At 42.0% G+C, this 12,643-nt stretch carries 8 protein-coding genes and 1 riboswitch; of the genes, 3 read left to right on the plus strand and 5 right to left on the minus strand.

Translation table 11 applies throughout. From position 1 onward, the window contains the following. Positions 1–64 precede the first annotated feature (64 nt). Positions 65–5,338, minus strand: a complete 5,274-nt coding sequence (locus tag V7K76_RS16035) for a CARDB domain-containing protein (RefSeq protein WP_334777546.1) — start codon at positions 5,336–5,338, stop codon at positions 65–67. Between the two features lie 657 nt (positions 5,339–5,995). Further along, a riboswitch (cobalamin riboswitch) is annotated at positions 5,996–6,170 on the plus strand. A 22-nt stretch (positions 6,171–6,192) separates the two neighbouring features. Between V7K76_RS16035 and V7K76_RS16040 the strand changes: the two genes are divergently transcribed. Together V7K76_RS16040 and V7K76_RS16045 are read left to right on the plus strand one after the other, a co-directional pair. Continuing rightward, a complete protein-coding gene (locus V7K76_RS16040; RefSeq protein ID WP_334777547.1) occupies positions 6,193–6,606 on the plus strand; it encodes a DUF1636 domain-containing protein in 414 nt (137 codons plus the stop codon). Positions 6,607–6,686: 80 nt separating this feature from the next. After that, positions 6,687–7,073: a hypothetical protein gene (locus tag V7K76_RS16045; protein ID WP_334777548.1), complete on the plus strand. Its 387-nt coding sequence runs from the start codon at positions 6,687–6,689 to the stop codon at positions 7,071–7,073. Positions 7,074–7,144: 71 nt separating this feature from the next. On the opposite strand, the gene V7K76_RS16050 is transcribed toward V7K76_RS16045, so the two are convergent. Beyond that, positions 7,145–8,068 carry an ankyrin repeat domain-containing protein gene (locus V7K76_RS16050; protein ID WP_334777549.1) on the minus strand — a complete coding sequence of 308 codons (924 nt, stop codon included), beginning with the start codon at positions 8,066–8,068 and terminating at the stop codon, positions 7,145–7,147. Positions 8,069–8,642: 574 nt separating this feature from the next. Continuing rightward, positions 8,643–9,932 carry a lipid-A-disaccharide synthase gene (locus V7K76_RS16055; RefSeq protein ID WP_334777550.1) on the minus strand — a complete coding sequence of 430 codons (1,290 nt, stop codon included), beginning with the start codon at positions 9,930–9,932 and terminating at the stop codon, positions 8,643–8,645. Positions 9,933–10,310: 378 nt separating this feature from the next. On the opposite strand from V7K76_RS16055, the gene V7K76_RS16060 reads away from it, so the two are divergent. Then, on the plus strand, positions 10,311–11,084 hold the full coding sequence (locus V7K76_RS16060) for an AIM24 family protein (protein ID WP_334777551.1): 774 nt from the start codon (positions 10,311–10,313) through the stop codon (positions 11,082–11,084). A 134-nt stretch (positions 11,085–11,218) separates the two neighbouring features. On the opposite strand, the gene V7K76_RS16065 is transcribed toward V7K76_RS16060, so the two are convergent. Beyond that, a complete protein-coding gene (locus V7K76_RS16065) occupies positions 11,219–11,740 on the minus strand; it encodes a GNAT family N-acetyltransferase (RefSeq protein WP_334777552.1) in 522 nt (173 codons plus the stop codon). Next, positions 11,730–12,014: a type II toxin-antitoxin system TacA family antitoxin gene (locus V7K76_RS16070; protein WP_334777553.1), complete on the minus strand. Its 285-nt coding sequence runs from the start codon at positions 12,012–12,014 to the stop codon at positions 11,730–11,732. Before V7K76_RS16070 ends, V7K76_RS16065 begins: the two co-directional genes overlap by 11 nt. Between the last annotated feature and the right edge of the window lie 629 nt (positions 12,015–12,643).

Genomic DNA, 12,643 nt, shown 5'->3' on the forward strand with positions numbered 1-12,643 from the left:
CCTCATGCGTGAGATCAAACGATCGCCCTCAAGTTTCCTCAAAGAGCGATCGCTTAAATCTGCGTTAAACAAAGACAAAACGAGTATCTGTTGCCAAATTGGTATTGCGATTTAACCCGTTTTCTACAACAGCAATCAATTCCGTTCCATTGTTGGTGAAAATGCCTACATCCGATCTAACTGACCCTAGTGAGTAATTGTTAGCAACTCCCTTAAGCTGAATCTGATCGTTTCCTTTGAAGTTGAGAATATCGGCGTAATCACTATTGCGGGAAATGGTATAGAAAACTGAACTAGCATCACCTAAAACGTAAGTATCTGCACCCTGATCGCCGTTGAGGATGTCAATTTCATTTGTACCTCCTCCCCAACCAATGAGGCGGTCATTACCATTGCCTCCAGAAAGTGCGTCACTGCCAAGTCCACCTAAGATTGTGTCATTGCCATCGCCGCCAAGGATTACATCTATACCTCCTTTGCCATCAAGGTAATCATTGCCTGCGCCACCGTCGATTAACTCACTGGTATTAGTGCCGATGACGCGATCGCTCCCAGCAAGAGCATTGACTATGTATCTGTTCAAACCCGTAAGTTCGCTGACAAAGATGATGTCGTTGCCAGATGTGGCTTTATTATTGGCAACAGTCAGATCAAAGGAATCGCTAACATTTGCACCACTCCGATCAGTGGCGGTAACTGTGACTGCAAATATCCCAGTTTGAGAAATATTGCCAGATACTACACCTGTGTTTGCAACGATACTAGAACCAGTGGGTAAGCCCGTAGCAGTGTAGCTGAGGGTATCGCCTCGATCTACGTCAGTAAATTTATTGCTGACATTGAAAGAGAAAGCTTTATTCGTAGAGATAATTTGGTCGTCAATGGGTTGCACTACCGTGGGTGCTTCATTGAGATCGTTAACTTGGATCGTCAATGCCTTTTCCACGAAAAGTCCACCATTATCGGTGCTGCGTACCCGAACGCTGTAGGAAGATTTGCTTTCAAAGTCTGGGGAAGCGTTGATTTTTAAAGTGTTGTTGGCGATCGCAAATGCAGCATTATCTGTATCACCTGTCCCAGCAACTAAGCTATAGCTGAAAGTGTTACCTGTATCCGGGTCAGTAGTAGTAAATGTACTTACCACTGTGTTCGCTGGAACATTTTCATTGACACTGCTAACATTCAATGAAATATCTGTAGGAGCGCTATTTGCGGGCAGATTAAACCGAGCTAGGCTGGGGTCATGATCGCTATCCTGGTCGGCAAACTCTGAGTTGATATGAACTACATCGTACCCATCCAGCTTACTGAGCAAACTACTACTTACTAAAACTTGGTCAAGTGTCTGGGCGTTGCCTTCAAAGTTGTAGGTGTAACGCTCGTTTGCAGGCAGGGTTTCAATTAAAGAAGTCAGTCCAGCGCTTTCTAAAATGCTGACGGGGTTAGAGAACTCAAAATCATTTAAGTCACCCGCTACTATTACATTGGCATTGGGGTCGATCGCTAAAATACTTTGGACAAAGTTTTTCACCACCGTAGCTTGTTGCTGACGCTGCACTTCGCTACTGAGGGTTGGCGGTTGATTTGGCCCGTATAGCGGTTGGTCGCCACCTTTAGAATTAAAGTGGTTGCCAATGATATAAACAGTTTTACCGTTGAAAGTAAATTCACCAACTAACGGCTTACGACTGCTAGTAAAGGCGGGATTGGTGGGGTCAATCAAACCAGGACTATTAGAAACTGTAGGAACCCCAGCAACGTTGGTGACTGTGGTGTTGGAGGTGGAAGTACCACCAAGGCGATCTACAAAGCTGACACGATTGGGATTAAACAAGAAACCCACTCGAATATTGCCACCAGGTTCACCGCCATTAGTATCGTCTACTGGGTTGATTTGGCGATATTGATATGCGGGGCCACCAGCAGCAATAATTGCATCAATTAATGTTTGGTAAGTTGTGCTAGCATCAACCACACCGTTATCTGTCGGCCCGTTATTGTCCTGAATTTCTTCGAGACTAATGATATCTGGTGATTTGAGGTTATTGACAATGCGGCTGGCAAGGTTGTTAAACTTGGTTGCACCATCACCTGGGTCAAGGTTTTCGACGTTGAAGGTAGCAACTGTTAATTGATCTGTGGTGGGAGTTAAATTAGTAACTTCCTTGGTCAGCGTGTTGGAAGTCACTGTTACCGAGGTTGGTAGAACTTCGTAGTTGCTGAAACTATAATCGACCACACCCGTAATCGTGCCGAATGTCGCACCGACGTTAACTTGGGGTGAGCTACCAGAGGTAAACAGAGTATCATCAATTTGGATACGCTCTGGATTAAAATCATTGGGACTAATCACCACACCACCACGGGCTGTGCGTCCGGTGGCATTAGCGCCGTTATCTCCCAATAACCAAATCTCTCCAAAAGAATTAGTCGGACTAACTGCCACAGGATTATTTATCTGTACTCGCATTGCTTCCAAGCTTTCGTAGAAATCAATGCCATCTTGGGCAGGGTCAAAGGTGGTGGTTCCAGTTTCGATATTACCAGTAGTATCGTTGTCGATTATCGATGTTGGGATAGTTCTGCCGCCATTACCCAAAATTATGGCAGTTGGTAAAGCATTGCCACTGGAGAGTTTAGTAATCGTCGGGCTAATAATCTCTGTGGTTGTCAGGTTGGCGCTGGTAGCACCACCAGGACGAAACTCGCTCACCGTACCGCCAACTAGTACAGAATCACCCACTTGCACAGTTGGGGCTGATGAGGTAAAAACAAAAATACCTTCAGAAGTGCGATCGTCGTTATCTGGGTTGGGGTCTTGCAAATAGAAGCCATTAGATTTTAGGGCTGTGACAATTCCTGCCACATCAGCGACTTTTTGCCCATTTAACGGCGAGATGTGAGATGCACCTTGGATGTCGTGAATGCGAGGAGTCAGGACTACAGCGCCGAGTGTAATGCTATCGGTGCGGAACTTTTTGAAGTTGTTCTGTGATAAATCTTTGGCTGCTGTACCGTCGTTGTAGAGAACGCTGTTGCCATCATCACTGACGAATTGAATTTGCGAAGTATCTGTTAAGTTGTCAGGGATGGTAATGATTCCTTCGGGGTTGAAGCTAGGAGGGAATGTTGCCGCCCGCAATTGGGGAGCGCTGTTGGGGTTGCCATCCCAAGTGTAGAGGCGGAAATCGTTCGGGGCTACTCCTGCGTCTCCTGCTGGGGCAGCAATAATCACATACTGGTTATTGGCATTCTTGCGAATTTCTCGAATACCCCGACCACCTAAATTTAATTCGATGGGAGCGCCAAATTGTGCCGAGCCTTGTGTACCACCATTACTAGCTGATATCAAGCTAGCAAAGTTGGTGACGGGAACGATGAGTGCATTGGAGCGTCCAGCAGGGGGAACTTGGGGGGCGCGGAAGGCAATATAGGCTGTGGTGTTGTCTGGGGCAATTTCCAAGCCTTCAATGTTATAGCCGTCCGCTTGCTTTGAACCAACATTAGTAGCAGCGCTGGCAGCCAAGCCGTAGTAATTTGCTCCCTTGCCGTGACCGTTGGTGACATCCCAGTTGATGATGTCTTCCTTTAAAAAGTCGTAGCGACCAACATAACTGAGTGTGGCGGATGCTCCCGTACCACTAATATCTGTGGCAAAAATGCGATCGCGGTTAGGGCGATTTTTCCCATCATCGCTATTGCTTTGTGAACCTAGCCAAAAAATCCGATCGCCTACTCTGGTAGAAGCTTCCAAATCCACTTCTCGATTTTCGGTCAGTCCAAGAGAACTTGTGAAGTCAAAGCCAGTTATCGGGAGTCCCGATTTGCTGGAATCGTAGAGGCGCAAAAGTTGATTTTCGTCATCGGCTTCTAAGAAGAATGTCCCACCTACGGGAATAGCTGTAGAAGCATCACTCGTACCAGTTAAAAATTGAGTTGTAGCAGTACCATCATTCGCTGATGCTGCGTAGGCGATCGCATAATTAGCAGTACTAGTACCATCACTGACGCTTACTGTAATGTTTGCAGTACCAACACCGACAGGATTAATTTTGAGATTGCGACTGCTTCCAGTGCCAGTTAGGGTGAGGTTGCCGTTAGGAACCACTGCGGCATTATTGCTGGTGACTGTGACAGTCAAATTATCCACAGGGGTATCGGAATCAGCAATGGTAAAGTTTACACCCAATGTCTTTGCCGGATCGTTGGCGTTGCCAATTACGCCGCTAATTGCTCCCGTCCCTGTAGCAGACAAAGCCCCGTTAGCATCTAATAAGTCTGTGGTGCTGGCTGTATCCAGTTGAATAGTTGGTGCTTGTCCCACCAAGATATGATTAACTGTGGTGGTAATTGCAGCAGCAGTATTGTTAGTTTCATCGCTCTCTGCGATCGTGTTATTGGGGTCTACTGTTGCTGTGCCACTAGTGAGAGTACCCGTAGAATTAGGGATGACATTAACAGTCAAGGTAGCATTGCTACCAGCATTAATGCTGCCACCAGAAAAGGTCACGACACCAGCAGATACGCTAGCGGTGAAGTCGTTAGCAACAGTTGTACCGTTAAAGGTTACACCACTAGGCAAAGTGTATTGCACTGAAATGCCGCTAGCATTGGCAGTACCAGTGTTACTGACAGTGAGAGTGTAGGTAAGGGGATTGCCAACAATTACCGGGTCAGGCGAATCAGTTTGGCTGATAGTCAGGTCTGATTGGGAAACTGTACCGCTAGAAACCGTGAATGATGATTTCCAATTGGATAAACTTGTTGCTGTTGAACTAGCTGTCCAATTAGCTGAGTTTGATATTGCAGATAGAAGTTGTGCCTTTGTTCCAGAAGTGGTAGAACCACTGTAGTAGCCATTCGTGCCATTGTTAGCGGTTATAGCTATCGTAGTAGTTCCCGTTAGCAATAAGCCGTTATTTGTAGAAGTTGGCTCAGATGATGTAGAGGCGCTAGTAGAATCGGAATTCCAAGCTCCAGAACTGATTGCATAAATTAAAGTCGGGCTTGCCAATGTTCCTGTATAGATGGTCAGTGAATCACCGCTTGAATTTAGGGCAAAATTACTAGGATTATTTGAATTAAAACCTGATGAGTTAGTATTACTTCCATTCACCCAAGTCAGAACTGTTCCCGCAGTTATATCTGTTGGTGCTGTATAAGTAAGAATGCCTTCTCCAGTTCTGAAGCTACCACTAGATTGCCAACCGTTATCTGTAACGTTAAAAGTTGTACCAGAACCAATATCTGCAAGAACGAGAAACCTAATGCTATCTGGATTTGAGGTGTTAAAACCAATAATCGCAATATCACCTGGGTTTAAAGGAGTAGCTGCCATAGATTACAATTCCTACAAATTCCTACAAGTTGTTGTGCTGTGTATCTAAACTTAAAATTTGGTATCAAGAATAATTTATTCTCGTAGTAAAATACATCACATCAAAATGCAATGTTCATACAGATAAAATCAGTTACACATTTAAGCTCCTGAGAATAAAATAGGTGTCTGAGAATTATTGGTGGGGCGATCGCAAAACAATATCAGCATAAAAAACTTGAGTATGTAGCATAAAATAACTACATGGGTTACTAGTATTAATTCGTATTCGTTAATTTCAAACTATCCCGGTAAGTTTAAGAAACAGCTAGCAAAAGGTTAAAACAACAAATATTTAGTAGGTAGTTGCCCTCAGATATACACTAGTACAAGAAAGCAAAAGCAAAAGTAAAAAGGCAAAAGTAAAAAGAAAGAATGCTTATTTTGTAAGCTTTCTGGCTATTGTAAATGGGTGGTTTATTTCCGCCGTGTTGTACTAGTAGTCTGTCCCATTAAATTTGTTGGGCTGCTAGATCCCCGACTTATTAAAGAAGTCGGGGATCTGAACACCACTAACCTCTCAAAGTATTCCAAGCTCTTGCGCCATTTAAAATGTTCGCGCAGTGTTCGCACGAGAAGACAACTCTTCCCAGTCCCCAATCCCCAGTCCGTAGTGTATGATCGATAAGGTTATTCGGTTCTGGTGGGAGTCAGCTACCAGAGGTAAGGGGGAAAGTTCGGTGTAAATCCGGCGCTGTCCCGCAACTGTGAACCAATTTGAGATTAAGGAACTCAGGAATCGAAAATCTCAAATTAAGTGAGTCAGGATGCCCGCCGAAATAGATTTATCAGTTTCACATATCTGCGAGGTACAGATGACTACTACTGTAAATATTTCCCCAACCAGTCCCTTGGGTGTTGCTGAACATACTTTATTTGTTTGCAAAACTTGTGCCAGTGTTTGGCAAAATGGCAAACCTTTCGGTGAAAGTGGTGGTCAAAAACTTCTAAACCAACTTCAGCAGCTTGCACAAGATTGGGATTTACGAGATCAATTCCCGATTCAGGAAGTTGAATGTATGAGTGCTTGTAATCGTTCTTGTGTAGTCGCCTTTGCTGCCAAAGGCAAATTAACATATTTATTTGGTGACTTAGGCGTTGATGGTAGTGCCTCTGCGGTACTGCAATGTGCTAGTCAATACTATGGCAAAGCAGATGGTTTACTGCCTTGGTCAGAGCGTCCAGAAGGAATGAAGAAGGGCATTTTAGCAAAAATTCCACCTTTATGAAGAAGAACTCAGAATCAAGAGTCAGAATACCCTTTATAGGTAGAGTATTATGAATTCTGATTGCAGGACTGCCCCAAGCAATGCTGACTGAAATTTTGCCTTTCCGCTTTGAGTTAGACACGATCGCGATCGCCGGAGCGAGTTTGTGGTCATTGGCACTATATCTAGGTTTTTCCACAACCAGGGAATGGGTAATTGAGCAACTCAATCACTGGTTTAACTTTGCCGAGCGATCGCTCTACACCAGCCAGTCAGAATTTGAAAAAACTCGTAAAGCCAGAGAATCCCAAAACGCTTTCTACGCATCACTCTTTAGCATTGTGCCTTTTTTGATAGTCGGCACTTTATGTAACTGGGGTGTAGAACTCAGTTTAGGGCCTAGTTGGGGAATCAGCTTAGGTATACTTGCGTGTATTAGTTGTGGCATTTTTGAACTAGGACGACGCAATGGCGAATCTTCGGATTAAGTGTTGGCCGATTAGAAGTTCACCAAGATTGTTCGAGAAGCTTTTTTAAGGGTGGCTTGATATCATAATACCTATTCTTGTCCTCCATAGCTTTTCAGTAGCCTAATCATTTCTTGAAAATTGATTGATTTTGCATAAGCAAGAGGAGTTTTGCCATTATGATCTTTAGCATTTATATTTGCACCCTTAGATATCAAAAATTCAGATGTTTCTAAGATATCTTTTAAATGAATACGTGCCTTACCTTCTTTAGTATTAATTTGTGCTTTATAGTGTAGTGCAGTTAAACCTTTATCGTTTGTTGCATTAATATTTGCACCTTTTGCAATGAGAAGTGCAGCAATATCTTTTCTGTATGCAAAATCAAGTGGTCTTAAGCCCTCAGAACTCACATTGTTAACATCTGCGTTCATGGAAATTAGTAGTTCGACGTATACTTTACAACCAAATCCAACTGCTGTATGCAATAAAGGAAATGGCGAACCCCAAGCACCTGGGGCATATTTAGGTATCGGCTCATTAATCATCTGAGGATCTTTTTCAACATCTTTAAATAAAGACTCTATTATTTCCTTCTCTCGACATGTTTCTCTGCTTACACGAGGAATTAATATTAATACCTTTTCTTGTGTGATAATTTCTGTTTTTGTAGCTTGCTGTTTTGCATAACTTAAATTCTTACTATATTCAGCAATTTTTTTCTGAGCCATCACATAATTTTCGCTATTATCTGGTATAGTTCTCATCAAATTTATTGCTTCTTGCCATTTACTATAAACTAAATTCCAATCATCTTTAGATACAGAGGATTGACTTATAGTAGTAGCGCTAACAGCTGCATCTACTGCATCTTGAAAAGTATTTTTAGGCGATTCTGATGAAATTTTAGAATTATTTAGAGGCGGAGATGATTCAGCGTTTGGCGAGGAGATGGGTGATTGTACTGTTAATTGCACTTTTTCTGGTGATGAACACCCAGCTAAAAGAGTTACCATAAAATACTTGTATAAACGGGTACTAGAAAAAATCGCATCAGGATAATTGTATTTAAAGTATATATAGCAATCCGATTTGATTTCTGAATCACTCGTAGAGGTAAGGGACTGGGGATTGGGGACTGGGGACTGGGAAGAAGGAATAAAGGTGTACTGAGTTTTGTTCAAAAATCAAATATGAGTCCTATATTTATTACTTTCTATCTATAATTCCCAACCTAAAGCGTAAAACAACACGGCTATACCTTTTCGATTTTTTGATTGGTTTACCATCCATCGTGACCGAATTTTAGATTTTAAATTTTGGATAATGGAATTGAAGATTCAAAATTCAAAATTTAAAAAGGTCTCAAGCCCCCGAATTTAAACGCGAGAATAAATCTAAAATCCAAAATCTAAAATTAAATTACAAGCCCCTGACTTCAGGCATGGGGTAAATCTAAAATCTAAAATCTAAAATCCAAAATTGTGTGACGTGTTTGTTGCTTATAAAGCCAGTTTGGGCTACATTTGGGCTTAATTTTTGTCTGAGTCCCACTATTCAAAATTCAAATTAAATTCTGCCGATCTGTTCCTACTTCCTAATCTCCTCACCAACAATCTGTGCTATCTTCTGGGCTGCACCGCTTTCACCGCGAATATTACGGAGTTTAGTGCGGATTTCAGCCAATTTTTCTGGATGGGCTAATAAGTCTACAACCATTTGTGCAACTTCTTGCGGTTGAAGTTTTCCCACAAGTTCAGGCACGATCTCTTGTTGTGCCCAGATATTTGGCCATGCTAATAAACCTTTGCGTTTCACGAATCTCAGAAATAGCCAATTAATGACCTTAGCAAAAGGCGTACCTACCCCTGGCAGATTTGCCAACAACCCAGGTAAACCATCCCAAGAACGCATAGCGTCAAGTTGCTGTGTTGGCAGCAAAACAATCATTGGCACTCCTAAAGCACCGAGTTCGGCAGTGTTTGCCCCTACTGTAGTCAAGCAGATACAGCACTGGGATAATAAGTGATATGCAGGGTTTTCTTGCCACAGTTCTACAGTTAAACCCTTTGTTGTTTTTAGTAATGCTTTGCCTTTAGCCTCCTCTGGGACAATTAAGGAAGCACCACCAAAGCCAAAAAATTTAGCAATAGAGTTCTTTTGGGGATCGGCAAAACTAGCTAAAGTTTGTAAATCTAAAGTTGGGGCTACAGGAATCACAAACTTGGTTTGGGGTCTTTGAGCGTAGATGTATTCGGCAATACCTAAAAATAATGGCACTCCTTGAGCTAATTTTGCTGCTTTTGATCCAGGGAGTATACCAATCAATTCAGTTTTGAGTGATGGAATAATCGGCAGAGAAGAATTTGAATCTAGGCTTTCTCCTGCTTCACCTGCTGCTTCTAGCATCAAATCACCAACAACGGTGAATTTGTCAGCATATTTCTGGGGGGCACGGGCAGCAACTTGGGGTTTCATCACGCCAAAGCGGTCAATCCATTTATACCAACGGGCTTCCCATTCGGCGTAAACTACTGTGCGATATCCGAGCTTTTTGCCTATAACTACGGGGAAAACTTGATCGCCGCCGAGAAAAACAACGACACCGCGATCGCACCAGTCCCAATTATCAAATGTTTTGCCCCAAAGCAAAAATTGCCAAAAATGCTCTGCTCCCTGAACTCTATCTACTTCTGGGTAAGAAAGAGCGATCGCTCTTTCTTTGCCAGTCGCATTTGGGCAAGGTGACAATACCACAGAAATCCTGACGATAGAAGGGTCATCGCCTAGTTCTTGCCGCAACGCCTTGACTACTGGACGTACCCAGGTTGTTACCTCACCTGGGCCGTTTGATAGGATGAGAATATCTACTTGAGTCATTAGTTAATGGTCAGGAGTTAGGGGCTATTAGTCAAGAAAAAAATATTACTAAATTTGTTTCTGTATTATGGGTATGTACTGTAACTTCTCAATAAGATTTTATAACCTTTTTCACATTTAATTTGCGTAAAGTCGGTAGTCAGGATGCAGTAAAATAAATTACTCAACAAACAATGGCTCAATTCTCCGTTACAGGCGCAACAGGAGTCATTCTAATTTCAGGGGAGCGATCGCCGCCATCATGGCACAATTGCGATCGTTGCAGCGCGTTCCAAGTGTAATTCTAGCGATCGGACTCTAATCTGTTATTACAGCTATTTTCAGGTAAATAGCTGTAAGCTAAGTAACTTTCCTTTAAACCATCTGTGAGAGCATACTATGTCTGACTTCAACGGTGAACCGATACCAGAAAAGAGAAATCCCCAACAAACTTTTCATTCAGGTGACTTAAATTTAAGAATCGAAGGAGAAGTAGTACCTGTAGTAGATGTGCATCTAGGACAACAGCAATCAATTTACTTTGAACATCATATTTTGCTGTGGAAACATCCCAATGTTCGCCTTGGTGTCAAAGGTTTAAAAGGGGCAGCCAAGCGTTTCTTTGCCGGATTGCAAATTTTTATCAGTGAAGCACATGGGCCAGGGAATATTGCTTTCTCTCGTGAGGCTCCAGGACAGATTGTGGTGCTGCAATTAAAGCGTGGACAGACAGTGGATGTGCGCGAACATCAGTTTTTGCTAGCTACCAGTAATATTGAGTACAGTTTCTTTTTCCAGCGAGGGCTGGCTAACCTCTTTTTCAGCCGCAGTGGCGGGTTATTCATCGATCGCTTTATTGGTCAACAAGAAGGGGGGCTGCTTCTAATTCACGGTTACGGCAATGTTTTTGAAAAGTACCTCGCTCCTGGAGAGATGTTAGATGTAGAACCGGGGGCATGGTTGTGGAAAGACTCATCAGTGAAGATGGAGACAGTAACGGCGCTGCAATCTAGTGGCGGCATCTTGGGAGCAATTGGGGTGATGCTTGGTGGCATTTCATTCACTCTTAACCGTTTTACTGGCCCTGGTCGGCTAGGATTGCAGTCTATGACTTATCATCCTCCTGTATCTGAGGGTGCAGTTCAAGTCGGTGGTAGTACTAATCTCGGTTAAATCCAGCTTCATCGATGAGAGATTAAGAGAATCTTACTTTTGTAAATTAGAAATTATGCTTAAAATTGGGATGAAACTAAAGTATAAAGTTAACCATTGCACTGAACTTAGTAGGCAAGATTTATATAGCTAAGTTAACCAAACTCTCTAACTATCGTTGCTATCGGCAAAAATAGTGAGAGTTCATTGTCTTGAAAACGAATAAACTCATACTTGAGATAAAATTGTTTTGCTTGCAAATCGATAGCATCAACTCTCACAGCATACATACCAATTTCTTGAGAAACACGAACAGCACGATAGAGAGCATCAACTAACAATTCGCCTCCCAAACCTTGTCCTTTAACCGAATTATCTACAGCTAATCTCCCAATCAGCATTACTGGAATCGGATAGGCTGGCATTCCACTCTGATAAGATTCTGGTAAGGATTCATACTCAATAACGCTGGCACTGACAGTATAATAGCCATCAATCTTCAAACTTCCTAATGTCGGAATTGCTACAAATGTTTTAGCAATTCCTTTAACATGATTTTGCCATGCATATTTCTTGAGATAATCATTCAAAATTGCATAACCACAATCAAAAGTATCTCTTCGATGCTTTTTATCAATTGGTACAAAATTCCATTTTGCCTTACTATCACAAGTCATACTTCTGTCTATATTTGTGAATAGCAGATTTGAGTTTTCCCTTCAGTTCTGGGGGGTTTTCCATTACTGACAAAAACAAATCTCTATCAAGATTAGAAAGCACCAGCTTTTCATTCGCATCTATATCTTGCTTGGCGACTGGCAAAACATGAAAAAGTGTATAAGCACTCAAAGAAATTCCTTTGAGACTCGCAGCACGTTCTAATAGTTCTTTTTGTTCTTGGGTAACTCGTAAATCAATACGGCAATCTTTTGCAGATGATTTTTCTGACATGGCTAATTCCCACCTTTAGCTGAGTCTATATTTACAGCATAGCTAATATAGACAATGTACACACAATCCTTTTAACCAGGATAATTTTTTCATCAGATCCAGGTGAATTAAAATACTAGTGTGGAGACTGCGATCGCCTTCCTTCCCTCAGTATCCCCACCACGAAAAGGGAAAGTGCTGATGTTGAGGGATTGGGGTAAAAAGACTTATTACCCCTAAGACTAAAAATCAGTTTTACGCCACAAGAAGTTTAGGGGAAGTATCTAGCTTAAACTCTGTTTGTATAAGATGTGAAATCTTATTAACTCTTTCAGGTAGAGCAAAAGTCATAAGAGTATTGAGTGTAGTTTTTCTAATTCCCCCAGTCTGAGGTTCTGGATGACCTATATTTCGCAGAATATCAGAAAGTTTTATTGAGGGATGAGAGTGAACGTTGAAAGTTAATCTATCTTGATTTGCAAAACGTATGTACCAATCGTAATCTGCCATAGTATTTAGCTTAATATCTTGGTGTCCACCCAAAAAATCAGTATATTCAATCCCACATTCCGCACTTCATGATGTAGTATATAAAGTTACGTAATTCCGTTCTGATACGAGTAGATAAAAATACTCATAAGCTTTAAGTA

This window comes from Nostoc sp., assembly GCF_036917975.1.
Lineage (GTDB): Bacteria > Cyanobacteriota > Cyanobacteriia > Cyanobacteriales > Nostocaceae > Nostoc.